The following is a 26,836-nucleotide window of genomic DNA, read 5'->3' on the forward strand; positions in this document are numbered from 1 at the left end:
CTTAAAATTGCACTCCTCCTTGCAATCGAGCGTCAAATCCCTTTTCTCCAGTGCCAATTTGAGCTTCTAGATATTTATGTTTTAGAATAATACCGTAGTTTAGGTTGGAAGCTCGACTGTCAAGACCAAGGTTAATTTCACTAAAATTTTTGAGATAAGCTCCAATAGATAGGTCTCGATTAATTTTTTGTAAGGCATTGACATCAAAAAAAAGTTCTTTGCTGAGTTCCAGTGTTGTCTTACATTCTAAGCCAGTTTTCAGGCTAAATTGTGTAGCAATAAATTTTGTCCATTCACTGCGATCGCTACTTTCAGCAAAAGCAATACCTGGAGTGACTGAGAATCCAAAGTTCTGATTTTGATAGGAGTAGGAATAACTGAGGAGAGCAGAAAAGGGATTGTTTTTATTACTTGCACTATTCCAATTTGCATTTAAGGATGAAGCATAAGTTGTAATTGCTTTTGGTTTATTGCTAGCATCTCTTTGGACATCTATTTTCTGAAAACTCAACAATATATTACTGTATATTCCTAACGCAACTTCTGATAAACCCATGTTGTTGTAAAATACACCAGGAGCCGTATTAGAATTAGTATTAAACCACAAACCTGTGGCAGTACTATAGTGAAAATAACCGGAAGACCCACTATAGGCAATTTCTACTGCTGGTAAATATAAATAGCCGTTAAAAGTTCTGAAGCGAATATTCTGACGATCTGTTTTGGTAATCTCAATGCGATCGAAAGCTAAATCTGATGATTTAATCCCAATAGGTACTACCTCAGCCTCTGCTAAATCAAATTGTTGAACAAAATTTTTCCCGTTTGGATGTTGTAAGATAATCTCAGCAGATGCAGATTCGTTTATGGGAGTAACAGCCGTTTTCCTTGAAGGAAGTTGCGTACCGATAAAGCTAAGTATACCAAAATCTTTATTGGAAAGTCTTAGTTTAGAAAAAAAAGTACTTCCTTCGATGAATGGACTACTCTTCTTATGAAAAAACTGCAATCCCCGCCTGTATAGCCCCGTTCTCACTTGAACAACATTGGAACTGACAGGTGTAATTTTGCTCTTAAAAGTCATGTTTCCAGAAACCTGCTTTAAACCACTGACTGAATTAGCATAAAATAATGTCCTGTCGAGTCTGTAATTGATTTGTCTTCTTTGAAGAACAGTTGCTTTCGCTGTCAAGCTGGCAAACTTCTGTTCACCATAAAAATAGGTTTTAGCATTTTCAAGATGAGTCTTGAGATTATTAGTATCAATATTTTTAAAAATGAGACCAAGTGCCATTCCTATAGTAGAATTTACGCTTTGAGTATCATTTATCTTTCCATCTTCTAAATTGAGGGTGAGTGATATACCGGGATTAGCAAAAACATTAGTATAAGAAGCACTCGCATTCATGGAGTTGTACTCGATCGTACTACTGTTACGAACATGACTAAAATACACTCTGTGCCAATCGCGCTCGGTTTGACGTTGTATACTAACGTTAAACTTGGGTTTTCTTTGACCATAGGACACCCAAAATAAGGAATTGAGATAGTGTAAATCTCTTTCGATATCTGTTTGTAAGGGATTGACTAAGGTATGGAGTAAATCTGTATTATCAAACTTTCCTAACTGTGCAACTTTAATTCCTGGCAAAGAAGTTATTGGTGCTGTAAACTGAGATGGTTTTCCTGCGATTGGATCTCCCCAAAAAATTCCAGTGGCTTCTAAAACCTGTTTGGGAATAATCTCTCCTTCTGCCAATCTCAAGTTACCATCATTAAGCAGAGGTTTTAAATCTACAGTAGGAAAGCCTTGCAAAATTCGGGGAGAATTAGAAACATTTAGGGATTGAAATAAAGAACTACCACCGTTTACACTATCAGTCGAAGCACTACCAAGATTGGGAGCAGTATTTTTCAAAATCGTTACATTAGAATTTCTGTAATCAATTCCACTGTGAATAATAACTCGATCGGCAGAAATACCAGGTGGATTTGTTATTTTTCCTCCAATAGCCGTGATAGAAAAGTTCTGACTTACAACATCTCCGCTTAGGTTCTCAAAATTACTGGGAATGAATGAAACTGCTTGAATACCTCCAAATGCTTGCTCTAACGTCATGCTTTGCATAATTTTGGTGTCACTGGATCTGCCTTGATAAACAATTCCCCCTTGCCATCCTTGAGTCTCAAAAACAATTCTATTACTAGGTAATACCCAGTAGAATTGCTCTTCTTTAGGGAAAAGAGCAAATGTAAACTTGTGAAGAATGGGGTTTTCTTTAGCAAAATTTATATCAAAATCAAAATAACGATCGTTTATATTAGGGTTGAAAATTTGAGGAGAAAACGTTAAGTTATCGGTTGGATTAACAAACCAAGGATATTTGCTAGCACTGACTGTTAAAGCATCTAGAATAATTTGTTGTTGATTTTGATCTTTTTTCTTGGCTTCTACTTTTTCTAATTCTGATTTTTTAGAAATTGGTTCTAGCTGAGGAAGGTTAGATGTATCTATTGTTTCTATTTTTAAACCATTTTCATCAATAGCTTTTACCGATTTTAAGGCATAATAGTTAGAAACTAATATTGAAATTAAATAGATAATAAAATGTTGAATTAAAATCAAATTTTTCATTTAATGAAAAACAAAAAAAGAATTTGAGATATTCCAGACAAAATTAGTAAGTCAGGTTTGTAGTTGCACCAAACGTGAAGATAGTCCAACTACAAACCGAATAGAAAATTTTACATTTCGTTATATATTTGTGTTTTTTCTTGCCGACCTACCTATGTCTGCTCAAATCTTGTAGAAATTAGAGAGTCATCTCTGTAAAAATCTTCTTATTCAAGACCGCCTAAACCATTCACGCCAGCCCCCGATTTAATAATGGCTGATTGAGCAGCAACATCATTGGCGGTTGTAGCAGCTTTTAAAGCTGTAGCTGCTTCTTGGAGAAAGGGATTGGCACTGACTGAATTAGTGACTGCGGTGACTGTACCAGGATCGATCAGTAAATTACCAATATTTTCATCATTTCCGCCTGGACTTTTTCCGGGTGTGACTGTCGGTTTCACATTTAGAGGTCCCTGAAAATAAAACCCAGCAGGTAAACTAATTTCTCCACTGATACTTTGTGAACCACCTGATGGTCTAACTAACACGAAACTTCCACTTGCACTAGCAGTCTGAGCAGTTACGGGTGCTCCTAAGAGTGTTGTTATCCCTAATAAAGTTAGAAAAGAAAAACTGAATTTTATGCTGAACTTCATATGGTGTGCTTCCCGATCGCGTTTTGTAAGAAACTCAAAACTAGAACTACTTGTTAAATGGCTTTTTTTTTATTTTTATGTTCTTATACAAAAATAAAAAAATGGCTTTTTTTTGTTCTTTTATTTCTTCTATTTCTTTTTCTAGGGTTTGTAAATTCGTAGTTCTACAGATTTGATTTTAAAATTTTTCTTAAACTATAGAAAGGTACAAGTATTTATATCAAAAATTAAAGATTGAAAGAATCGTGTATTTACTTTGTGGGAGAAATACCCAACGTTCAAGCAGTCGGAGATCTGGTAGATCTGATAGCATAACCTCCAGAGATATACGGAGCGATCGCGCACATCCTCAATCTGAAAACCTTGTAAACCTTGACCCATGCACCAAGCCAAAGTCTTTATCACCCGCCGCCTTCCCACCGATTTAGCTCGACTGCAGCAAGTTGCGGCTATCGAAGTTTGGGAAGAACGCCAACCACCTCCTTATGAAGTTTTGCTGGAAAAGGTGAAGACAGTAGATGGCTTGCTTTGCTTGCTGAGTGACCGAATAGACAAACAACTCATAGAAGCCGGAACTTGTCTTAAAGTCATCAGCCAAATGGCAGTCGGCTACGACAACATTGACATCCCAACAGCCACCGCACAAAAGATTCCAGTCGGTCACACTCCCGGCGTATTAACAGATGCAACTGCTGATTTTGCGTGGGCATTATTAATGGCTGCTGCACGACGAGTTGTGGAAGCAGATAAGTTGACTCGTGCTGGTTTGTGGCGCACCTGGGAACCAGACTTGTTACTGGGGCCAAATATTGCAGGTGCTACCTTGGGAATTGTGGGATTGGGGCGTATCGGTCAGGCGGTAGCTCGTCGTGCTAAGGGGTTTGATATGCGGGTCTTGTATACTAGCAAACACCGATGTCAGCCAGAACTAGAGCAAGCCTTGGGTGTAGAGTTTGTCAGTTTTGAAAGTTTGCTGCAAGAATCAGATTTTGTAACAATTCATACTCCGTTATCTGATGATACTTACCATCTCTTTAGCGATCGGCAGTTTGAATTGATGAAGCAATCTGCCATTCTCGTTAACACCGCACGAGGAGGAGTTGTCAACCAAGACGATCTGTACCAAGCGCTTTTACAAGGTCAAATTGCAGGTGCAGCCATAGATGTTACCGATCCAGAACCAATTCCTATCGATAGCCCGTTACTCACGCTTGATAATCTCATTATTGCGCCTCACATTGGCAGTGCCAGTCGGCAAACAAGGGAAAAAATGGCAAATATGGCGATCGCTAACTTAATTGCTGGGTTGAAAGGCGAGCAATTACCTTATTGTGTCAATCCTAAAGTTTATGGCTGAAGTCTGTAGAATCCTATGTTTGCCACTGGTTGAGCCAACGCACTTGTCCAATCAAATCCGTGGCTTGTGTTTCTGTCAGCATATTATCTAAAGCCGCAATTAAACCAGACAGAGACCAACTATTTTGGGCTGCTAAGACAATGCCATAGTGGTTTGGATACCGTTATGATAGAACTAAAAAATCGCGAATGTTGAAAGTAAAAATACATCGTCCTTGAGCTATTGCCCCTAACAACTGCGCTTCATCACTGGCATCTAGAGGCATCCAATCATTAGGTGTTCGAGTGACATCATGACCGCGATTTACCAAAGCTGTATGTAGTGCTCTCATTGAAGCATCCGCATCTAAATGCAGCAGAGGTTTAGACATGATGCAATTCCAACGCTTGCTCGGATGCGATTGCTTTATCGACCTCTTGACTGTGTGCAGCGTAGAAAGCTAAAGCTTCATGCACTTGGGTTTCACTCAAGTTATATTCACTTGCAATCTCTGGAACAGACAACCCCCATTGTTGGCTAGCAATAACTAACGTCTGAACTCGCAGCCCAGTCCCTCGCAGTACAGAAACTCTTGTACCACTAGCACCAATGCGATATGTAATTCCTGGGTATGCGGGATCGTCAACTGGTTGATTGAGAACACCGACTTTCTCCGCTACAGCCCAAATAATAAATTGCTCCAGTGAAATCCCTTGGCTACTAGCGTATCTTTCTGCTTCTTGTTGTAGTTGAAGTGGTAAATTTAAGGAGTAAGGTGCCATTAGTTTTTTAAAGTCATTAACCTGTAGCTCTACGTACATCCTAGCTAAGTTTGAGGATTGTCTGTGAATTGCAAAACACGGGAAAAAAATTAATCCCTCGCCCCTATGAGAGAGCAAGGGAAAAATCTTTAAGTACAAAGAACCGAATCTACTACCACTGATATCGAATCTGGTCGTAAATCTTCACGTATTCTTCTCCTGGCTGGTTCCAAGAGTAGTCATACTCCATCCCTTGGAGAGCAAGCTTGCGGAATTCCTCTGGCTCGTTGTACCACAACTTCAGAGCGCGATCCATTGCTGACTCAATAGCATGGTAATCCGAGTCGGAGAACACGTAACCATTCCGTTCTTCTGGGGGCTTGTTTTCGTCATAATCTCGGTCAAACACGGTGTTGACTAGCCCACCCACTCCCCGAACTATCGGTACTGTACCGTACTTCAAACCAATCATCTGAGTTAGCCCACAAGGTTCATAATTGCTGGGAACAACAATCATGTCTGCTCCTGCGTAAATCAAGTGGGATAATTCTTCGTTAAAACCAAGTTCTAGATGAATATCCGGGTTGTCGTTTAAGAAGCGTTTCTCGTGCTGGAAGTGAGTATTAATCCCTGACTCTGTTGCCGAACCTAACAGCACAAATTGTGCTCCATTGTGAATGGCATGGTACATTGCATGATGCACAAGGTGAACACCTTTTTGCTCATCCAAACGACCAATGTAAGCAATCAGTGGTTTATCGACATCTTGCAGCAACAGTCGTTCTCGTAAAGCTTTTTTGTTCTTTGCTTTCTCTTCAAAATTATCTTGACTAAAGTGGTGGGGTATGTAACGGTCTATTTCTGGATTCCAGAAATCGTAATCAATACCGTTCAAAATTCCAGTAAATTTACCTTGGTGCAGGTGCAAGGTGTGACCCAACCCGTAACCAATGTTAGTACAACGGGCTTCCCAGGCATGATGGGGTGAAACTGTTGTGACTGCATTGGAGTAAACAATCCCCCCTTTCATTAAGTTGATGGCAAAGGGGTTGAAGTTGTCTCGCAGGCGATCGTAATGGAAGTAATGTTCTAGTCGGTTTAAACCCGTTGCTCGTAGAATTTCAGCACCACCAAAGCCCTGATGCTTGAAGTTGTGGATGGTGTAACAAACCCGTTGATGACCCATCCCGTGATATTGGTAAATCTCATAGAGCATTACCGGAACTAAGCCCGTTTGCCAGTCATGGCAGTGGATTACATCAGGTCGCTTGTTGCTCTGTTGCAAAAATTGTAAAGCGGCTTTGCTGAAGAACGCAAACCGCAGATTGTCATCATCGCAACCGTAATAGCAGCCCCGGTTAAAGAAATTATCCTGTGAGTGAGGTTCGATAAAGAAACACACTCGCCCATGTACCCACCCACAGTAGACCGAACAGTGAATCGCCGCCCCATACCAGGGTACCCACAGGTTCATGTAAGCGTCATGCAACCCCCATATGTGGTCGTAGCGCATACAGTCGTACTTCGGAAGGATAATTTCGACGCAATGCCCCCGGATTTCCAATTCTCTGCTGAGTCCATAAACGACATCGCCTAAGCCTCCAGCTTTAATCACAGGAGCGCATTCTGAGGCAAGGTGAACGATGTACATGTCTATCCTCGCTTAATAAAATTTTACCTTATATTATGTTTTCCATAATTACAGAAAAGATGTATCTCTTGGCAAGTAAGTTACCTATTCATTAGGAACAAAATTACCGAGTGACCGCATAAGTGTTGTCTGTCCGTAAAAATATCCTTCTCAATATTTAGAATGCGTGCAAGAATACGTCTTAAGCTATATTGACACAGTATGTTACTATCTTTAGATTAGGATTCTAAATATCATGGGTATGGAGAGTAAACTTAAAGAGCTTATTGGCTTGCCTAACGTGTGGCTTTTTGTCAAAAGCAGTAATGGCTGGCTAAAAAACGTAGAAATCATGGATGTCTGTCATGATACTGTAACATTCCGTTACGAGCACGAATCTGATACAGAAAAGAGAATGTGGGAGAAAACCACTCGAATTGACAATATTGCAGAAATAGAAGTTCGTTTGTTAACACTGCCAAAGAACGATCGGCAAGTGCAAGATATCAAAAACAGGCTTTCCAAGCTGTTAGAGCAGGAAGAAAAATAAATTGTCCAATCACTTTCTTTCATACGCCATCCTCTTTACAGATAAGAGGGTGGCGTATAATGTTGAATTTACAGGTATCTTATTCAATTTAGCTGTAAGTAGTGAGAAATCTCAGTATTATTAGGTCATATTGATACAAAGTCCTTTTAGGAGATGGTTTGAGTACAAGTGACAGTCGTCAAAGGTCGGAAGTTGAGGTTGATTGGATAGAAAAGCTTCTTTCTGAGGCTAAAGCTTTTGAAGCCAATACTTATGAAGAAGCATTAGCCAGAGTTCTTGTTGAGCAAGCTCTGAAAAATGCTGAAAGAACTGCTACCGCACCCGGTATTTCACTTGCGGCTGCTTTTGACCTCATTGTCGCTGCTGAGTACTATACAAAAGTAGCGAATACGGGATGGCTTTATTGTCCAGTAAAAAATTCCCCTCTTTTAATTTATCCATACACTAACACCTGTCCAAGATGTGTTTTGCAAGGAAATTTTTATTTTCATCAAGCCAACAAACCTTCTTCTGGAACTATTGGTGGAACAACAAGGCGTTTGCTCTGTGTATTTCTCAAGCATTTATTCACAATAAATTCACGGTATTTGAAAATTTATTACGGTACAGAACCTATTGACGTAATCATTCATGATGAAACACAAGATGTAGTTTTATTAGCGGAAGTAAAAGCCGCACCACTGACAACACTTCCCTTAGCAGTAAAAGTCGAGGTGCAAACTGAGGTAGATGATAACGGAGAACCTATACCTCGTTTACACTCTGCTACGGATAATTCGTTTCTTACGTCATCTCAAATGAATATTATGCTTCCTAAGTTGGAAGACGATCGCTGGAATTATGAGCTTGTACCTTTGGGTGTAAGAGGAAGTAGTAGTTCTACAAAATGGGCATACGAGCAAATTGGAAAAGTTTTTGGCGAGGAAGACGAACTGTTTTATAGATATTTCCAGTTTTGGAATATTGCTTACTCTGCCTATAACAAAGCTGTAAGAGGAAGAGGAACTTTACCAGAGCCTGTTTATTGGTTAACAAATGCCTGCGGACAACCTATTCCCAGACCCGAAAATTGGCCTGTGAGAAGAAAGGGTGAGGGATACGAATCTATTTCTGATAGTAAATCAAGTGTGGGAATGGATAGAACCGATGATATAAAAAAAGGTATTTATCAAGTCTTAAAAATTGCGGCTTTTGGTAAACCCAAAGCCAGTCATTTTGCTTTCAAAACTGCATTACTGTCTAACATTCACGCTGTACGTCATTACAGAGATTACTTGCTTGAGCTTCAGGATATTGTGTGGACTTTAGATACAACAGGACAAGCAAAAAAAGTTGGTGATTTGCCATTAGACCGAGAAATATATAACTTATTTGATGGTATTATTACTTTCACACAAAGCCATGTAAGAGATGAATGGATTCAACAAAATTTCCAATTCTAGCAGTTCATATAAGATTATTGAAAATCATATTGCTAGAAGAGTAGGTTCCGATGTTCAAAAACGTATTAACGCCCTGAAAATAGGGCAAAAAATGCAGGATTTACCCGAAGAGCTTTGGCATGATAGCTTTAAATACTATGTCAAGCATGACCCAAATCGACAGGGTGGACCAAACCTGAGAATGATTAGACTCGATCCGAATAAACCTTCCTTAACAGTGACAGGTTATATTTTTAACAAGTTTGTCCATCCTTATGAAAACAGGTTCATTACTGTACGAGAGGCAGCACGTTTGCAAGGTTTTCCCGATGGCATGAAATTTGAAGGAACCCTAACCAGTACTCAGCTTCAGGTAGGTAATGCCGTTCCCGTACCACTTGCAAAGGCTGTGTTTGAACATTTAGCTCACCAAGCGCATATGCTTGGATTTAATAATCGTACTTTAAAAGCCTTCAGTTTATTTAGTGGTGCAGGAGGTATGGATATTGGTGCTCATCTTACAAATTGCATAGACATTTGTGTAACACTCGATAATTGGTCAGATGCTTGTGCAACGCTAGGTGGTTTTTTTCGTAAAGGTGTTTCCGTTTTAGAAAAAGATATTTCCGCCCTAGAAGATCCATTAAATCTCTGGCAAAATGCCTCAGGTGAAGTTGATAAGCCTGACCTTGTATTTGGTGGTCCCCCTTGTCAAGCATTCAGTCAAGCCGGTAAACAAAAAGGGTTGCAGGATGACCGAGGTAAAATGATTTACGAATTTTTGCGCTTCGTAGAACATTTACATCCTCCCTTTTTTGTCATGGAAAATGTACCCAATCTTAAAGGAATTGCAGGAAGTCAGTTATATCAGGAGATTTTGCAGAAGATGGCGAATTTAGGCTATCAAGTTTCAGTTGGGATACTTCTTGCTGCTGATTTTGGCACTCCCCAATTACGACGGCGATTGTTCTTTGTTGGTTGCTTAAAAGAAATTGGCAGTATTAGCTTACCTTTACCAACTCATACGCCAGAACCTGAATTATTTGGTCTGTTGCCATATGTAACAGTTGGTCAGGCTTTTGCCGATTTACCAGAAGCAGAGTTTAGCCGTTGACTAATCCGCACCTTCGTCCACACGTAACGTTACTCTGGTTAGTTTAGATAGTTCGCTAGGGTATTTTATGGATTTGGCTTATTGTTCTGACTTGACGATTCCTCGATCCCCAGTACCTCTTGTAAAAGTTTACGTTCTTCAATAGGCAGTTCTAGCAACACGCGCCTATCCCCCTTTGTTTCCCGATAGCGGACAGCAGCATTTAAAAGACGAAGAGAAATTTGGAACTCAGGGCGGCTTCCCACCACTTCCCGCCATACCTCCAGCCACGATTGTGCTGCTTTGTTGCTTACTATCTCCGACATCAGCGCCTGAATGCTCCGTTGTCGCACAAGTCCTTGTGCCAAGACTGAAGCAAGTTCATACCTGTCATAGAGTTCTATCAGGGTTTTGATACGAGTTTTCCACACCGCCGCATCATTTGTGCTGTTAAATAAATTGCGGAAAATTAACTCACCATCTTCTACCTCTATATCGCTTGTAGACTTTATGCGCTCAAGTGCGTACTCTAACGCAGTAATACCTTCCTCCCAGTCATTCAGTCCCAGAATAGCGATCGCTCGGTTGAAGAAAACTCTATAACCCCCTCTTGGTAAGGGGAGACGTTTACATAGCAGAGATCGCCTGCTTCACCCAATTACGAAAAGCGCGAGTTGTTGACATTTCCCCATTTGTTCTGGTTTCTCGGATAAAGCGAGGAATCTCGTTCACTGGTACAGGCGCAAAGGTCGGACTAAGCTCTACTTCTGAGTAGTCTCCAGAGCTAAGTACGTAGAATCGAAGTACGTTTCCGTTGTATCCCCAGAATTCAGGGATACCCATTGCAGCATATAGTTTTAGCTTATCTATTTTTGGTCTGGAATATTCGACTTCCAGTACTAAATCTGGTGGTGGATCGGTTGCTAAGTCTATATTTTCTTTATGTCTAACCAAAGACTCATTTTGAATGTAGTAGCTACTATCCGGCTCACCACCTCGTTCCAAGTCATCCCGTGTTAAAGTCAGCGAACCAGCGCGTTTAATTTCCAGCCCCAGTTCTTCACACAACACCCCAATAAAACCTTCGATTATGCGATTAGAGTTCTCGTGCGGCATCATTGGAGACATGATTTCTAGTATCCCATTGTCATAAGCAAGTCTAGTGTTGCGTTGGTTGCTCATGTCAGCTAACATAGCTTTAAATGTCTGCCAGCTAATGTTCTCAAGTACAGTTCTAGTTTCTGCGAGTACTGCTGCTACTACCATATTCAATCTCCGTAGTTCATCGTTCAGCCTTCAAAAAAATTCGATATCGCAATCTTAATAGTACCCGAACAAAATTTGTCAGTGGGCTAAAGAGTGTTAATTGGCTGGTTGGCTAACTAACAACACACGTTCTAGAGCGGAGTACAGTAAAAACGCAGAAGTACGTCAACGAAATACAGCAAAGTACAAAAATGACACAGTTACACAACAGCGATCGCCCCAAAAGAGGCAGACTGTTTCCAGAACGCACTATTTCACCTACAGAAAAAGCCAAACGCCAAGCAGAGGCGAACGCTTTTCACCAGAGAGGTCGTCTCATTTTCGAGCAAATTCGTCTTCAACTCATTCAAGACCACTACAACTGGTTTATTTTAATCGAGCCAGATAGTGGAGACTACTTCGTAGCACCAAATAGTATGAGTGCTTTACAACAAGCGCTGCAAAAACACCCACAAGGTCAATTTGCAGCTTTCCGTTTGAATGAGACAGGAGTCTGCGGACGGATATGATCCAAGGCGATGGTCTTGTCTCTACTCAAATCAGAGCCAGGTTTGATATTACCTCAAACAATACAATCCCATATCTATGCTCCAACACTCGACATTTGTTTCCTGACAAGAGCATCCCCCGAGCGAACATCAAACCAGTGAATGTTTTGCGGAGTCAATGCCAGGGTAATATCCTCGCCACTCCAACTTCGATCTGTTGGTAGCAACGCACGTACTGTCGTCTGCGACCCTTCAATCTTCACGCTGACCAAATAGTGCATACCTAAATTCTCCACTAGATACACCCGCCCTTTAATAGTTTGTGTATCATTGGCTTCTGGAATCCGAACGTTTTCCGGACGAATTCCCAATACGATTTCAGGTGGTACAGTTGGTAAATCTGGGAGAGATATTTGGAAGTTCCCCAGCATCGCGTGTCGCCCTTGACAAGGTAAAGTCAGTAAATTCATTTGGGGACTGCCAACAAATCCAGCAACAAATAAATTGGCTGGATGGTTGTAGATGCGATCGGGTGGGTCAAGTTGTTGGACATAACCATCATTGAGCAAAGCCACTTTAGTAGACAGTGTCATTGCTTCTGTCTGATCGTGAGTAACATAAACAACCGGAACATTTTGAGCAGCGAATAGTTGCTTGATATCTGCCCTCACTCGTTCGCGGAGCAATGCATCTAGGTTACTTAGGGGTTCATCTAACAAGTATACATTAGCACGCCGGACAAGCGCTCGCCCTACTGCAACTCGCTGTCGCTGTCCTCCAGACAGTTGACCGGGCTTGCGGTTCAATAATTCTTCCAATCCTAAAATATGAGCAACGTCTGCGATTCGGCTTTTAATTTCTACGGGTGGAGTGCGGTGCAGTTTGAGACCAGAAGCAAGGTTGTCATACACTGTCATGTGGGGATAAAGCGCATAACTTTGAAACACCATTGCAATATTGCGCTCGGCTGGTCGCTTGTAGGTGACATCCACGTCTCCAATTGTAATTTGACCGCGAGTTGGTTCTTCTAACCCTGCAATCATTCGCAGTGTGGTAGACTTTCCACAGCCAGAAGGACCTAACAAAGTCAGAAATTCTCCATCGTTTACGGTTAAGCTAACATCTTTTACCGGAACAACTTTGGAAGTGTAGGTTTTATTTAAGTTTTTCAGTACAAGTCTAGCCATTGTTTGATTTTGGATTTTGGATTAACAATTTTTAGGATGTCGTGTCTTTTGAAAGAAGTTTATTCTGTATGACATTGTTGAAAATCAAAATTCTGACATCAATTTACCCTTTAACAGCACCAGCCGTCAGACCTTGAACAATCCTGCGCTGGAAAAACAAAACGAGTAAAACTAAAGGTAAAGTTCCCACAACAGTTGCTGCTGCAATTGGACCGTAAGGAATTTCATAAACTGAAGCGCCTCCTAACTGTGCTGCAGCCACAGGAATTGTCTTTAATTCTTCGCGAGTCATAAACGTGAGAGCAAAAATAAACTCGTTCCAGGCAAAAATAAAGGTGAGAATTCCAGTCGTCACCAAGGCGGGAAGGGTCATAGGCAATACAATTTGCCACAGCAATTGAAAGGTGTTATAGCCATCGACTCTGGCTGAATCTTCCAAGTCTTTAGGCAATTGCTGGAAAAAACTTCTCAAGACTAAAATTGTCAGAGGTAAATTGATAGCGGTGTAAGGTACAATCAATGCCAAATAATTGTTACCCCACCTGAGTGCTTGGATAATTTCTAACAATCCTATAAATAGAAGAATTCCTGGAAATAATGTCACAATGAGCACACTTGCAAGAATAAATCGTTCGCCCCAAGGGCGCAACCGTGCAAGGGCATAAGCGGCGGGTGCTCCAATCGCTAAGGACAGAGCCGTGGATGTTACGGAAACGAAAGCACTGTTGAAGATATAGCGCCAAAATGGACGTCGGACGAATAGCTCTATGTAGTGAGAGAGAGTGTATCGCGTAGGAATATAGACAGTGGGAATCGCAGCAATGTCTTCATTGACCTTGAATGAGGTCAGCAGTTGCCAGAGTGCTGGTGCTAGGCTGAACAAAGCCACTAGTGCAATTGCTATTGGTAGCAAGAATTTTTTCCAAGGAATTGCTTTTTTGGGTGGTTTGGAAGTGTTTGATGGAACTGTTTCTGGAAGTGCAGTCATGGGTAAATAACTCCTTATGTCCTAGCACGGGATCTGTTAAGCAAGAAACTGGCGATCGCCACTGCTGCAACCAGTATTAAAAATGTTACGACCACAAGAGCTGCCCCGTAGCCAAAATCTAAGTAGCGCATCACAGTAGAATAGATGTACAGCGAAACCACTTCTGTTGCACCACCAGGTCCGCCCCCAGTCATCACAGCAATTAAGTCAAAAATCCCGAAAGCTTGAGCAAACCGAAACAACACTGCAATGAGAATTTGCGGTAATAGCAACGGCAAAGTAATTTTGTAGAAGTTTTGCCACGGTGTTGCGCCATCAACGGAATGAGCTTCATAAAGATCTTGCGAAATTGACTGCAAGCCAGCGAGTAGCAGAATACTAATAAAAGGTGTCGTTTTCCAAATATCAGCAAATATAACTGCTATCATCGCTAGTGTTGGATCTCCCAACCAGTTAATCCCAGTCTGTATCAATCCGAATCGCCGCAAAATATCATTTACAACTCCAAACTGGTCGTTAAAAATCCACGCCCAAGCTAAACCAATCAGAGCCGTGGGCAAAGCCCAAGGTAAAATTGCGATGGTACGCACAACTCCCCGTCCAAAAAATGCCTGATTGAGAACTAAGGCTATTCCCAATCCCAATAATAATTCTGAAATAACGGATGCTGTTGTAAATACGGATGTCGTCCAAAGACTCTGCCAAAAACGACCATCTCCTATCATCCGTACATAATTATCCAAACCAGAAAATACGGGTTGCAACTCCGTTCCCAAATTCCTAGTAAATACACTTAACCAAAATGCTCGTGCGATCGGATATGCAAATACAAACAACAGCAGTAGCAATGCTGGTGTTAGTAAAATCCATGCTGTCCTTTGTTGCCGACTTTTAAGTGTTTGCAAGTTCATCACCTTGACTATTTTAGCTTTGTCCAATTTTTAGCAGTCGGCGCGTTTCACTAGCAGCAGCCTGCATTGCTCGTTCCGGAGTCATCCGACCGCTGAGCGTCGCACTTAAGTAGCGTTGTAAAATATCTGAAGCCTGAGCGTATTGAGCAACGGGTGGGCGTAAGACAGCATTATCTACAACTTTTAGCAATTGGGGAAAGTAAGAATATTTGGCTACAATTTCTGGATCTGTAAAGAGTGCGCGGCGGCTTGGGACGTAGCTTTCACTTAAAGCAAATTGGCGTTGTGCTTCTTCACTTGTAAAGTATTGAATTGCTTTCCATGCTTGTTGTTGATGTCTGGAAGATTTGGCAATTCCCAAACCCCATCCCCCAAGACAAGCACCCCCAGTGCTTCCTGGTGCGTGAACCATCGTCTTAATACCAATTTTGCCCCGGATTGGCGAACCTTCTTTATTGGCTAAAGTCCAGACATAAGGCCAACTTCGTAGAAATGCCACTTGACCGCTTTGGAACATCCGTCTGGTGTCTTCTTCGATATAAGTCGTAACTCCAGGAGGGGAAATACCTTCCCTTACAGTGTTACGCAAGAACTCGATCGCTTTTAGCGTTTGCGGTCGATCCAATCCCACCTCTCCCGTATCAGAATTAATCCAGAAGCCACCAGAACCTTCGAGAACTTCGACAAACATCGCCACCAATCCTTCATACTGGCGACCTTGCCAAACATAGCCCCAGTTTACCTTGTCTTGTTTTTGCAAGGCTTGGGAAATTCGCATTAAGTCCTCGAAAGTTTCAGGGGGTTTGAATCCTGCTTCTTTGAGCAAGTCTTCTCGGTAGTAGAGCATTCCCGCATCAGAACGCACGGGAATCCTGTAGAGCTTGTCTTGATAGCGTCCCGCTTCCACATCCTTGGGCGAAAATGCTGCTAACTCTTGCTTGGAAATGCGATCGTCTAAAGGTTGCAACCAGTTAGCGGCTGCAAACTTAGGAGCCCAGATCGTATCCATATAAATTAAGTCATAAGGAGACTCACCCAAGATAAAAGCAGAAGTATACAAATCTTCCAACAAATTGGTAGCATTTGGTCCTTCAACAAGGTTGATGCGAATACCTGGGTTTTTGGCTTCAAAGTTTTTTATTAAAAATTGTTTCCAAGGTGGAGCATCAGGCGCAGCAATCAACATATTCAAGACAACTGGTTGTTGCGAGAATGCTACCCAACTGTACAATATGATGCTCAATAACAGTGTCAGGAAAACTCCTGTACGTAAAAAACCTTGTTTTCGTAAGAAATTTCCCAGTTTATTCAGTGTTCTGCGGTACGACATTATAAATGAATACGATTGTTAACTGCTAGCAAATAAAAGATTTAACCTTCCAAATAGGATTTGCTGTTTGCTTACAAATTTGCTTTAGATGCAGAAAATTCTACCTTTTCAAAAGCAAGATAAAAAGCAATTTGAATGTAGAAGGCAATGCCGCCCCTACAGTGCTTAAAACTTTTCATAAATCATTTATGATTTCTATAAAAGAAGAAGCTATCTATTTGGAAATTCAAAAAATGCTATGATTGGCTATAATTAAAACTTGTTTTAAAGAACTACACAACTTTCCAAAGATAGAGAAAGCTACTGAGGATAACTTTCTTAAAGAAATACAGCGAAGATAGCACTAAAATTTACAATTTTTCATATTTAGCCGATTCGTGAAAACAACAAAGTAGAGGATAGTTGTATTTATCTTACTGAAAACTACAAGATCCCTGACTTGACAAAAAAGTCAGGGATCTTAGCAAACGATATAATACGCAACCCAGAACCTACTAGCTAGGATGATAAACTGTGGCGCTCCAGCAAACGCAACCAACTATTTCTTGCTTGAGTGTATTCACTGGGACATTTCGCAGCCCTGCTTTTTGGCAAAATTCCTTTTTTAACTATATCAGTATATTTTTCAGGGTTTTTGCCATAAACCAAGCAAGCCAAATTAGCAAATCTTTGCAAATCTAAAGAATGTTCGTCTGCGAAGGGAATTGTTTCACCTTTGAGTTGTCCTTGTCCTTGTAAAGCAAAGGCGCGTGCTGTATTAATCACTATTTCATCTGCTGCATTTTCCCCTTCGCCTTCTAATAACATGACAGCAGCTAGTGAATCAACAGCATCTTCTTCTCTTCCTGTTACCGGAATCTTTAACAAATCAACGAGAGCGTGTCCTGTTTCATGTAGAACTACGAAAAACAAAACACTTGCAGCTTCTTCAAAGGCTTTATCTGTTGAACCTTTAGGAGAATCTTTAGAGAACAATTCTGCATAATGTGTGAGCAAGTCATAACAAATTTTTATTGATTGGTCACCGGGATTGTAATAAGCGTTTAACTCACCACATTCTGTAAAGGCGATCGCTACATCCGTTGGTAAAGCTAATTGAAGACTGTTGAGTGCTTCTCCAACGGGTTCCAAGGCTTTAGATTTTCGCAATTCTTTTTGCAATTCACGATAAAACGGGCTTTTGACTTCTCCATAAACAATATGAAATTTGCCTGGTTGGTACTTTCTTTGCGCTACAAGGGTTTTGTCAGCTTCAGTTGCGATCGCACGACGGTTCTGTCCTATCAATAAACCAGCAGTTAAGTTGACACCAAGAACACCACACAAAGAAACAGCAAAGGCTTTTTGAAATAGCGATTTTCTCGAAAACAAGTTAATAGCCCGATCTAATAAAAATTTATGTTTACGCATGTAGTACCTTGAACGCAAAGAATAGAAAGCGTCTTAAGAGAGAGGGTTACTTTTTTTAACTACACGAACGTACTTAGTGATTCCAGAAACGAAGTATTTTTTTATAGCAGAAAGTTATTTATGTTTGTTAAAAATTAAGTAAAAACTTCACAAATTTAAAGCAGTATTCTTACTGAAAAATTTATGAAATTTTAAAAACAAGTAAGTTGAGTTTTCTCGAAAATTAATTGTTTAACAAAGGCTCCAGTCCTAAAGGTAGCTTTCCAGTTCCCTAGAACCTAGTAAATTCAAGGGGTCATTGGTCACTACTCACTGTTAAAGCTTCATGATAGAAACACGGAGTTTTTGGGAAAAATAGCTTACAGTAAGTAGCTGGGCAAAAATCAACAAAAAGTTATTAAAAAATTAAACTTGCCTGAAACCCTTACTAATGAGCAATGACTAATGACGAGCCTTACTTTGTGAAGAAATATGAATTTTTTATTAAAAAATATTATTTATAAAATAGCGTCTGGGAAAATATCACTCCGTCTATTCTTAATTATTCCTTTTCTGATTCAAATTTTTAGCGCCGTAGGTTTGATAGGATATTTTTCATTTAAAAATGGAGAAAGGGCTGTCAACGATCTTGCGAATCAACTGGAGCAGGAAATCAGTTCGCGAGTTCACCAGCATCTAGATCGATATTTAGCGACACCTCACCAAATTAATCAGCTTAATGCCAATGCTGTTGAACTGGGAAAACTAGACTTGCGAGATTTTCAGGGTGTAGGACATTACTTTTGGAAACAAATGTCCGTGTTTGACGTTGGTTATATTTACTATGTACTATCCACTGGAGAATATGCAGGTGCTGGTATCTTCTTAGAGCCAAACAAAGTTACTATCGACGAACTCTCTACTAACACTCAACATAAAGCCAATACTTACGCTACGGATAGTCAGGGAAATCGTACTAAGTTGATAAAATCCTACGATAACTACCATCCTCAAGAAGAAGCAGCTTATACTGATGCTGTTAAAGCTGGTAAAGCTGTATGGAGCCAGGTTTATCAATGGGATAACTTTCCTAATATTATTTCAATTTCTGCAAGTTATCCGCTATATACCAAGACAAACAAACTTGTAGGGGTACTGGTAACTAACTTGCGGTTAGCACAAATAAGTGATTTTCTCCGCAAGTTAAAAGTTAGTTCTTTAGGTAAAGCATTTGTTATTGAACGTGATGGTTTAGTTATTGCTAGTTCCAGTCAAGAACAGCCTTATACTTTGTCTGATGGGAAAGCACAACGTCTAAATGTTATTAACAGCACAGACTTTCTGATTCAATCTACAGCTACCTATCTAAAAAAACATTATGGCGATTTTAGAAAGATTCAGAGCCAACAAAATCTTGACTTTATGCTTCAAGGAAAGCGCCAGTTTATTCAAGTTGCTCCCTGGCGCGATAAGTTTGGGCTAGATTGGCTAGTTGTTGTAGTTGTCCCAGAAACCAGTTTTATGGAGCAAATCCATGCCAATACGCAAACTACTATATTACTATCCTTTGGTGCTTTAGGTGTAGCAGCAATATTGGGAATTTTTACCTCTCACTGGATTGTAGATCCTATTCGGAAATTGAGGATAGCCAGTCAGGCGATCGCCTCTGGAAAAATAGAGCAAACTGTTGATTTTAAAGGAATAGAAGAAATAGAAGCCTTAGGTCAATCCTTTAATCATATGGCAATACAATTAGAATCTTCCTTTAAAGAATTAGAGATTCGTGTCGCGCAACGGACAACTGAGTTACAACAAAAAAATGTAGATTTAGAACAAGCATTAGAAGAACTTAAACGCACTCAAAGCCACTTAATTCAAGTAGAGAAAATGTCTAGCTTAGGGCAACTGATAGCGGGAATTGCTCATGAAATTAACAACCCTATCAATTTTATTCATGGCAATATAAATTATGCTCATGATTACATACAATCTTTGCTCGAGTTGATTGAGATATACCAGAAAGAATGTCCAATAAAAACTTCATTAATTGACGAAAAAATAACAAATATAGATTTAAATTTTATTACAAAAGATTTGATCGATATTATCAAATCCATGAAATTGGGAACAACACGGATTCAGAAAATTGTTTTGGGCTTGCGTAATTTTTCCCGTCTGGATGAAGCCATCATGAAGCCGGTGGATATTCATGAAGGGATTGAAAGTACGTTAATGATTTTGCAACATCGCTTACTTGCAAGCGATAACTGGAGCAAAATTAACATTATTAAAGAGTACGGAAAATTACCTTTAGTTAACTGTTATGCTTCTAGCTTAAATCAGGTATTTATGAATCTTTTGAGTAATGCAATTGATGCTTTAGAAGAGGCAAAGAGGCATAGATCTGGAGACTTAGAATTAACTCTTAACTCCGAGTGCCCAACAATTCAAATTTCTACTGAATTGGCTGGATTAAACACTGTAAAAATTTGCATTACTGATAACGGTTGTGGTATCGATTGTGAGATACAAAAGAAAGTTTTCGATCCCTTTTTTACTACTAAGCCTGTAGGTTCTGGTACGGGGTTGGGGTTATCAATTAGTTATCAGATTGTTGTTGAAAAACACGGAGGACGGCTATACTGTCATTCCACACCCGGAAAAGGGACTTGTTTTGTCGTTGAGATCCCTATAGCGATCGCTACTCAATGACTGTTGAGTGCGCTCGCTTTCGATCGGGTATCTCTAGCTTGGAACGAAGTCAGCACTTAGCGATCGAATCCCCGAGAACTGTTAAGAATGTTAAGGATGCCGTTGACAAATAATAGCTCTCACCTCTCACCTCGATCCGGATCGAGAGAAAAACGGGACTTTGCGCCAAGTAAGGGTCGATCTCTCCCATTAAACAGATGTTTCCTTCAAGAAGCTAGGGTTCTTGCAGCCCTTGCAATTAAATCACTCACAAAACTGTAATCCTTGGCGCGAACAGTTAAATAAATGCAAACCAAACTTCTGCGAAAGTTCTTCGCATACTTTCACACCACGAATACTATTACCTCGCGAGTCTAACAGAGGTGAAAAGACTCCAATGCCCATACGGTTGGGAATAACTGCAATAATTCCACCAGAAATACCGCTTTTTGCTGGAATCCCAATTTTATAAGCCCATTCACCAGCGAAATTATACATTCCACAGGTATACATAACACTAAGAATGTCTTTAATATAACGGCTATCTATGGATTGTTCTCTTGTTATGGGGTTAATACCTTTGTTAGCAAGGGTTGCTGCCATAACTGCTAAGTCGCGACAGTTTACCATGACCGCACACTGTTGGAAGTAAAGATCTAGTGTTTCATCAACGCTTTGGTCGATCGTGCCAAAATTTAACATCAGGTGTGCCATTGCACGGTTGCGATGTCCTGTCACGCGCTCTGAGGTAAATACCGAGATATCAACAAATACATTATGACCCGTATATCGACGGAACATATCTAGCATTCGATTGAGTCTTTCGATTGCATCTGTACCCTTAATCAAGCTTGTGGTTGCAATTGCTCCTGCGTTCACCATTGGGTTGTAAGGGCGTTTCGATACCTCATCAAGAACAATGGCGTTAAATGCATCTCCTGTTGGTTCAACACCAACTTTTGTCAAAAGGTAATCTCGTCCGCGATCTTCGAGAGCAAGTCCGTAGACAAAAACTTTAGAAATCGATTGAATGGTAAATAATTCGTTGTAGTCTCCCACTTGATAAACTTCTCCATTCACAGTGGCGATGCAAATACTGAATAACTCAGGATTGACTTTGGAAAGTTCTGGAATATAGTTAGCCACCGCGCCATCCTGCAAGGACTTGTACTGGGAATGCAGTTCACTCAAAAAAGGTTCTACAGACGATGCAGTTATTTTTAATTCTTCTTGTTTTGCCATGAGGGCTGTTAGTTAAATAACAAAACTTATGCTTTCTTTTTATGCCGCAGATAAGATACCATGTACTTGCTCATTTGCAAGTATTTTCTTTAACATAGTTATATTTTTAACTTGTTAATTTTGTACATTATAACTTTTTTTGGCATTAATAAATTAATAGTAATCGTGGTTATTACAAAAATCTTTTTTTTCAAACTGCTTGTAATAAAACCATTTGAGATGTTAGAGATGGTAAAAGTCATGCACGAGTTAGTGGCTCTTTCTGTGAAGAAAGCATGATTTTGACAGTTTGGTCTGTTGACTCAAACTTTAAATTTTTTACCAGTGGCACGACGAAAATTTTACGTGTAAACACGTAAAATTTCTTGTCGGTCTCGTTAAGCTACCATTAACTAGCTCTAAATACAACCGTATATACCGTCTTGATTAATTTGATTAATAAATGTTGTGAAGATTTAACAACAAATTTTTTTATTTAAGAAAAAAAGCGATACAGGGCGAAAAGACTCGTGAGAGTAAGGTTTTGCGCGAAAAAGGAGAGTAAAAATTTGAGAAGGTTACCAACACCTACGCTAAAACCCCGATCCCCAACACCGTTTTTTCGTGATAGTGTGATGCAGTTAAAAGCAAAAAGTGAAAGCGGAACGAGTTTGAATTTTGGGAATGTGTCGAAACGCTTTTTGTAACGTTTCTACAATCAAAAACCCCGCTAATTTAACGAAACTTCTGTTCTTCAGTCGCTTTAATATCGGACGCATGAATTATAAACTTTTGTGGGCTGTTGTAGCTCTGTTCACTACTGTTTTTGGCACACCGTCAATTGGTCGCGCTCAAGCAATCAAGGAAACGGCTTCAACTTCGCAAACTGTAGCTTCATCAGATGTAGTGAAAGTAGGGGAGTATCAACCAAAGACAGAAAACCTTGCTAAAAATGCATCTGCGATCGCGGAAATTCACACGCATAATTTAGCAGGGCATCAGGCAGCAACGCTCTATCTTCGCAAGATTCCTGTTCTTACCTTTGTAGGTAAACAGCCTGTATCAACCTCAGGAATTAAGGTTGGTTCCGTTGGTGATACCAGTGCCAAGGTTGGTGGTACACGAGATTTCAGCACTGATGGATTGAACCAAGCAAAGGTTTCCTCAATAGGAAACAGTGCGGACATCAAAAATCAGCCTGTAGCTGCAGCTAATGACCCAGTTCAAAGAGCAACAGTGGTAGCAGCAAAAATCAATCAGTTAGTTTTAGATAAAGTCGATCCCAACAAGATTGCAGTGAGTTGGGAATCTGCTAAAGGAATGCCAACGTCGGAGAATCAGCCAACACAGAAAGGGCGCTATCTCATCAAGGTTGATGGCAAAGAACTCGTGGAAATTAATGGCGATACACGACTTGCAGATACAACCAACGACCCGGCAAAAGACGCACTGCAAGCAACCAATCGCATGCGGAGACTGCTTGGTAATGCAGCTCCTCTGAACGAAATCGCGAATTTACCCGTGCAATCGCCCCTGCAAATTCCAAAAATCTCACTACCAAAGTTACCGACTCAAATTGCTAGCAGAGTACGCGGTACGCTTCAAGGTATGGCATCTTGGTACGGTTATGACGGTTCTGGCAATCGGACTGCTACTGGTGAAAGGTACAATCCAGAAGGATTAACCGCCGCCCATCGCAGCTTACCTTTTGGAACAAGAGTCCGTGTCACTAACACCCGCAATGGTCGCTCTGTTGTAGTGCGAATTAATGACAGGGGTCCATTTATTCGGGGTCGAGTTATTGACCTTTCTGCTGGCGCAGCAAGAATTCTCGGTGTAATGAGCACAGGTATTGCTCCGGTGCGTATCGAAGTCCTAGGAAGGTAAGGAATTATGAATTATGAATTATGAATTGGGAAGCAATACCTGATTTCATAATTCATCACTCAGCATTCATAATTCATTCAATCCCCTAGTTTCCGATCTCTTCCTCAGTTCAGATATAAACTAACGGGGGAGAGAAGCTAGAAAAACTAGGGGTATTTTTGTGCGATTGCTGTCAACTGTTGCTGCTTTACGCTGCTATTTGGCTAAACGCCGTTTTGAGATTCAACCTTTAACCAATGAAAAACCGCTGCAGTATGATATAACTGCAAGGTCTAAAACAGCAGTGGGTTTGGTTCCCACTATGGGGGCTTTGCATCAGGGTCATGTGAGTTTAATTGAACGTGCGCGACAAGAAAATGCCACGACGATCGTGAGTATATTTGTCAATCCACTGCAATTTGGTCCTAATGAAGATTATCAACGCTATCCCCGCACTTTAGATAAAGATTTGCAATTGTGCGAAGAATTTGGGGTAGATGCTATTTTTGCTCCTTCTCCGGAAGAAATGGGAGTTATCGAGAAGAGTATACAAGAATCTATTGATACACAAGTTACCCCGCCATCTGCTATGATATCTGGCTTGTGTGGTCGTTCTCGAGTGGGTCACTTTCAGGGTGTAGCGACAATTGTAACCAAGCTTTTTAACTTGGTACAGCCAGACCGCGCCTATTTTGGTCAAAAAGATGGTCAGCAGCTTGCCATTATTAGACGGCTAGTTGCCGATTTGAATTTTCCGATAGAGATTGTTGCTTGTCCAACTGTACGGGAAGCATCGGGTCTTGCTTTGAGTTCTCGCAACCAATATTTGAATGCAGAACTTCATCAGCAAGCAGCCCTGCTGTATCGCAGCTTGCAACAAGCTCAAGCAGTGTTTCACACGGGTGTTCGCAAGAGCCATACTCTTTTATCAGTAGTCCAGCAAGAAATAGCAATGGCGAGTTCTGTTTTAGTGGAATATATTGAATTGGTTGAACCAAATACTTTGATGCCTATAGAGACAATAGAGGAGGAAGGGATGCTGGCGATCGCAGCTCGTCTTGGTTCCACACGGTTGATTGACAACATTGTCCTGCGCGATCGCAAACCCATTATCGCAATAGACGGACCTGCGGGGGCGGGAAAATCCACTGTCGCCCGTCAGGTAGCGGCAAAACTGGGTCTAGTTTATTTAGACTCAGGGGCTATGTATCGAGCCGTGACTTGGTTGGTGCTGCAAAGGGGAATTCCCCTTGACGATGAGTGCTCCATTGCAGAAGTCGCGAGCCAGTGTTTCATAGAACTTACCCCTAACGAGGATTTACAAGCTCCGGTACGGGTTTGGATTAACGGGACTGATGTTACCCAGGTTATTCGTACTATGGAGGTGACATCCAAAGTTTCTACAGTAGCAGCACAGAGTTCTGTACGTCAAGCTTTGGTGAAGATACAACAAAGTTGGGGGAAAAAAGGAGGTTTAGTTGCTGAAGGCAGGGACATTGGAACTCAAGTTTTTCCTGATGCCGAGGTAAAAATTTTCTTAACTGCTTCTGTCAGCGAGCGGGCTCGCCGGCGTCAAGAAGATTACAAAAGACTCGGTCAACCTGAAGTTAGTTTAGAGCAATTAGAACGCGATATTGCCGAAAGAGACTGGAAAGACAGCAATCGGAAAGTTTCTCCCCTAAAGAAAGCGGCAGATGCTGTTGAAATCAAGACTGACGGTATGAGTGTGATTCAAGTCATTGAAACAATTGTTGACTTCTACCAGCAAAAGTTGTCTTAACTATCACACAGTATTTTTCACTATTTTTATCCGAAGCTCTTATCGTAAATTGTGCCTTATGGCGATTTAAATTGATATATAGCTGCGGGCATAGAAACCCGGTTTCTTCAAGAAACCGGGTTTCTTGACCCAAGGTTAAACAGCAGATTGTTAAGATCTGCTGTGTTGTTGCGTCTATCATCCCGATATAATGATACAAAAGTATTACTTTTTCCTTGATTCTTTCCCTTCTTCCACGCCAGTCGCTTTAAGTCGGGCATTGTCCGCATAAAGTGCTGGCTCCTCTGTCCTCTGCCTTTTTTCTTGTAAACTTGATATTTAAAACACTGAGAACTGCCGTAAGATGATGAAACCATCTGCAAAATTCGACTTTGAGGACGAGAAGTATAGCGCAAGAGCTTCTCAAGTCATTCCTTGGTGTCAGATGATCAATCCTCGGTATGGCACAGAGGGCTTACAACCCTATGGATTAGCGATTAAGCTAGATAATGCTCATGCAGTTGGCTTTCAAAGCGATCGCTCCTGGCAGCAAATAGAGCATGAATTTAGTTCTGGAGTTGAAACGGTCTTTATGACCACAACTCCACGCGTAGTCATAGTCAGGCGAGGACCTTTATCTGTCAAAGACCGAGAGACTGGAATCAAATTAGGAACACTCAAAGATAATTACGATGCTTTTTTAGCAGACAAACTTAAATTTAAAACATTTACTCGCTATTTAATTTATTTAGTAGGGGAAGATAAAAAGTTTTTACACGAGACGCCATTACAATTAACTCTTAATGGTGCAGCAGGAGCAAGTTTTAGTAAAAGCTACTGCGAGTATCAACAAGGTAGGATAACAAGCGGATTTCTCGCTGAATTAGAAAAAGCTTATGCTGGATATCGTCGTCTACCCGTAACACCTAAAGGTCCTCTCTTTCACGCTCACGGGATTTTTTGCCCAATCATAAACTGCGAAGAAAGAGGAATTGAACCAAATACAGTTTTAGTGGCTTCAACAGTGGATTACAAACATCCCACAGTTTCTACACTCACAGATTATCTCATTGCTTCTGATGCTGAGGAATCTGGAGTGATTTGTAAAACTTTTGAAGAATATAAAGAGTTTGGCAAGGATACGGCAAAAGTAGAAACATCTAAAATGGCAATGGCAGGAGTTTCAAATTCCTCCTACGTCTATCCTGATGAAGATGACTTTGCTTATCCACCATACTAGGTAAAAAGCTCATTGGTTGGATACCTGGCTTCTTTCAGAAAGTCAGGTATCTTGCTAGACGGTAAGGACTGCGGGAAATCACGTTTATTCAATTCAAGGCTCAATCTGATGCTACTTCTCTATGATGGGGTGGTTGATGTTCTATTGGCGATCGCTCGGATAAGCCACGATCCGATGGTTTGGGATTTGGTTTTCGTGAAATTGGGGGAGAACCACCACAATCATCTTCGTCATTTATTTATGGCCTGATTGTCTGCTGGCTTAGCTTCTATAATACTTCTCTATGTTACTCGGTAAGTATCTGCGTTAATGTTCTGACTTAGAGTTACATTGTGCCAGAATATTATTTTTTTATCTTTTACATATTGTTACATGGGTTTGTCGATCTACGCTTGCCTATTTACAATAAACAAGGAATCTCACTGGCTAGTATTGCGTT

The 26,836-nt window shown here is 40.7% G+C and carries 22 protein-coding genes; 9 read left to right on the plus strand and 13 right to left on the minus strand.

The genetic code is table 11. The annotated features are described in order from the left end of the window. Position 1: 1 nt before the first annotated feature. On the minus strand, positions 2 to 2,635 hold the full coding sequence (locus HC643_RS20360) for a hypothetical protein (protein ID WP_038087590.1): 2,634 nt from the start codon (positions 2,633 to 2,635) through the stop codon (positions 2 to 4). A 206-nt stretch (positions 2,636 to 2,841) separates the two neighbouring features. Next, on the minus strand, positions 2,842 to 3,270 hold the full coding sequence (locus HC643_RS20365) for a hypothetical protein (protein WP_167844717.1): 429 nt from the start codon (positions 3,268 to 3,270) through the stop codon (positions 2,842 to 2,844). Between the two features lie 379 nt (positions 3,271 to 3,649). Here HC643_RS20365 and HC643_RS20370 point away from each other — a divergent pair, with 379 nt between their 5' ends. Next, positions 3,650 to 4,627 carry a 2-hydroxyacid dehydrogenase gene (locus HC643_RS20370; protein ID WP_050045625.1) on the plus strand — a complete coding sequence of 326 codons (978 nt, stop codon included), beginning with the start codon at positions 3,650 to 3,652 and terminating at the stop codon, positions 4,625 to 4,627. 163 nt (positions 4,628 to 4,790) lie between these two features. Here the strand turns inward: HC643_RS20370 and HC643_RS41445 are convergent, their stop codons facing one another. From HC643_RS41445 to glgA, 3 genes are all read right to left on the minus strand, one after another. Continuing rightward, on the minus strand, positions 4,791 to 4,997 hold the full coding sequence (locus HC643_RS41445; RefSeq protein ID WP_050045626.1) for a DUF5615 family PIN-like protein: 207 nt from the start codon (positions 4,995 to 4,997) through the stop codon (positions 4,791 to 4,793). Continuing rightward, a complete protein-coding gene (locus HC643_RS20380) occupies positions 4,990 to 5,388 on the minus strand; it encodes a DUF433 domain-containing protein (RefSeq protein WP_038082799.1) in 399 nt (132 codons plus the stop codon). Before HC643_RS20380 ends, HC643_RS41445 begins: the two co-directional genes overlap by 8 nt. A gap of 151 nt (positions 5,389 to 5,539) precedes the next feature. After that, positions 5,540 to 7,018 carry a glycogen synthase GlgA gene (gene glgA / locus HC643_RS20385; RefSeq protein WP_038082780.1) on the minus strand — a complete coding sequence of 493 codons (1,479 nt, stop codon included), beginning with the start codon at positions 7,016 to 7,018 and terminating at the stop codon, positions 5,540 to 5,542. 235 nt (positions 7,019 to 7,253) lie between these two features. Between glgA and HC643_RS20390 the strand changes: the two genes are divergently transcribed. The 3 genes from HC643_RS20390 (at position 7,254) to HC643_RS20400 (ending at position 10,082) form a co-directional block, all read left to right on the plus strand. Further along, positions 7,254 to 7,547 carry a DUF6679 family protein gene (locus HC643_RS20390; protein ID WP_237265912.1) on the plus strand — a complete coding sequence of 98 codons (294 nt, stop codon included), beginning with the start codon at positions 7,254 to 7,256 and terminating at the stop codon, positions 7,545 to 7,547. 158 nt (positions 7,548 to 7,705) lie between these two features. Beyond that, entirely contained in the window at positions 7,706 to 8,989 is a 1,284-nt protein-coding gene (locus HC643_RS20395; RefSeq protein WP_038082783.1) for an alpha-amylase family protein, read from the plus strand. Then, complete coding sequence (locus HC643_RS20400) at positions 8,958 to 10,082, plus strand: DNA (cytosine-5-)-methyltransferase (RefSeq protein ID WP_038082786.1); 1,125 nt, start codon at positions 8,958 to 8,960, stop codon at positions 10,080 to 10,082. Before HC643_RS20395 ends, HC643_RS20400 begins: the two co-directional genes overlap by 32 nt. Positions 10,083 to 10,147: 65 nt before the next feature. Here the strand turns inward: HC643_RS20400 and HC643_RS20405 are convergent, their stop codons facing one another. Together HC643_RS20405 and HC643_RS20410 are read right to left on the minus strand one after the other, a co-directional pair. Then, complete coding sequence (locus HC643_RS20405; RefSeq protein ID WP_038082788.1) at positions 10,148 to 10,492, minus strand: hypothetical protein; 345 nt, start codon at positions 10,490 to 10,492, stop codon at positions 10,148 to 10,150. A gap of 196 nt (positions 10,493 to 10,688) precedes the next feature. Next, a complete protein-coding gene (locus tag HC643_RS20410) occupies positions 10,689 to 11,327 on the minus strand; it encodes a Uma2 family endonuclease (RefSeq protein WP_038082790.1) in 639 nt (212 codons plus the stop codon). Between the two features lie 191 nt (positions 11,328 to 11,518). Between HC643_RS20410 and HC643_RS20415 the strand changes: the two genes are divergently transcribed. Next, positions 11,519 to 11,836, plus strand: a complete 318-nt coding sequence (locus HC643_RS20415) for a hypothetical protein (RefSeq protein ID WP_038082792.1) — start codon at positions 11,519 to 11,521, stop codon at positions 11,834 to 11,836. 74 nt (positions 11,837 to 11,910) lie between these two features. Here HC643_RS20415 and HC643_RS20420 read toward each other — a convergent pair whose 3' ends face one another. From HC643_RS20420 to HC643_RS20440, 5 genes are all read right to left on the minus strand, one after another. Next, entirely contained in the window at positions 11,911 to 13,002 is a 1,092-nt protein-coding gene (locus tag HC643_RS20420; protein WP_038082794.1) for an ABC transporter ATP-binding protein, read from the minus strand. Between the two features lie 103 nt (positions 13,003 to 13,105). Beyond that, on the minus strand, positions 13,106 to 13,990 hold the full coding sequence (locus HC643_RS20425; protein ID WP_038082796.1) for a carbohydrate ABC transporter permease: 885 nt from the start codon (positions 13,988 to 13,990) through the stop codon (positions 13,106 to 13,108). Positions 13,991 to 14,004: 14 nt separating this feature from the next. Next, positions 14,005 to 14,904, minus strand: coding sequence for a carbohydrate ABC transporter permease (locus HC643_RS20430; protein WP_038082801.1), 900 nt, complete (start codon positions 14,902 to 14,904; stop codon positions 14,005 to 14,007). Positions 14,905 to 14,914: 10 nt separating this feature from the next. After that, positions 14,915 to 16,231 (minus strand): ABC transporter substrate-binding protein, encoded by a 1,317-nt coding sequence (locus tag HC643_RS20435; RefSeq protein ID WP_038082797.1) that lies wholly within the window; start codon positions 16,229 to 16,231, stop codon positions 14,915 to 14,917. Positions 16,232 to 16,729: 498 nt separating this feature from the next. Next, positions 16,730 to 17,641 (minus strand): DUF4344 domain-containing metallopeptidase, encoded by a 912-nt coding sequence (locus tag HC643_RS20440; RefSeq protein WP_167844718.1) that lies wholly within the window; start codon positions 17,639 to 17,641, stop codon positions 16,730 to 16,732. 471 nt (positions 17,642 to 18,112) lie between these two features. Here HC643_RS20440 and HC643_RS20445 point away from each other — a divergent pair, with 471 nt between their 5' ends. Continuing rightward, the gene (locus tag HC643_RS20445; protein ID WP_050045627.1) at positions 18,113 to 20,332 is read left to right on the plus strand and encodes an ATP-binding protein; all 2,220 of its coding nucleotides are present in this window, start codon (positions 18,113 to 18,115) and stop codon (positions 20,330 to 20,332) included. A gap of 243 nt (positions 20,333 to 20,575) precedes the next feature. Here HC643_RS20445 and glsA read toward each other — a convergent pair whose 3' ends face one another. Further along, positions 20,576 to 21,553 carry a glutaminase A gene (gene glsA / locus HC643_RS20450; protein WP_050045628.1) on the minus strand — a complete coding sequence of 326 codons (978 nt, stop codon included), beginning with the start codon at positions 21,551 to 21,553 and terminating at the stop codon, positions 20,576 to 20,578. A 756-nt stretch (positions 21,554 to 22,309) separates the two neighbouring features. Between glsA and HC643_RS20455 the strand changes: the two genes are divergently transcribed. From HC643_RS20455 to HC643_RS20465, 3 genes are all read left to right on the plus strand, one after another. Next, positions 22,310 to 23,419, plus strand: a complete 1,110-nt coding sequence (locus HC643_RS20455) for a septal ring lytic transglycosylase RlpA family protein (protein ID WP_167844719.1) — start codon at positions 22,310 to 22,312, stop codon at positions 23,417 to 23,419. Positions 23,420 to 23,579: 160 nt separating this feature from the next. Further along, the gene (locus HC643_RS20460) at positions 23,580 to 25,178 is read left to right on the plus strand and encodes a bifunctional pantoate--beta-alanine ligase/(d)CMP kinase (RefSeq protein ID WP_038083061.1); all 1,599 of its coding nucleotides are present in this window, start codon (positions 23,580 to 23,582) and stop codon (positions 25,176 to 25,178) included. A gap of 346 nt (positions 25,179 to 25,524) precedes the next feature. Next, positions 25,525 to 26,397 (plus strand): DUF5895 domain-containing protein, encoded by an 873-nt coding sequence (locus HC643_RS20465; protein ID WP_038083067.1) that lies wholly within the window; start codon positions 25,525 to 25,527, stop codon positions 26,395 to 26,397. The last annotated feature ends 439 nt before the right edge of the window (positions 26,398 to 26,836 follow it).

The sequence above is a fragment of the Tolypothrix bouteillei VB521301 genome (genome assembly GCF_000760695.4).
In the GTDB taxonomy this organism is placed as follows: domain Bacteria; phylum Cyanobacteriota; class Cyanobacteriia; order Cyanobacteriales; family Nostocaceae; genus Scytonema; species Scytonema bouteillei_A.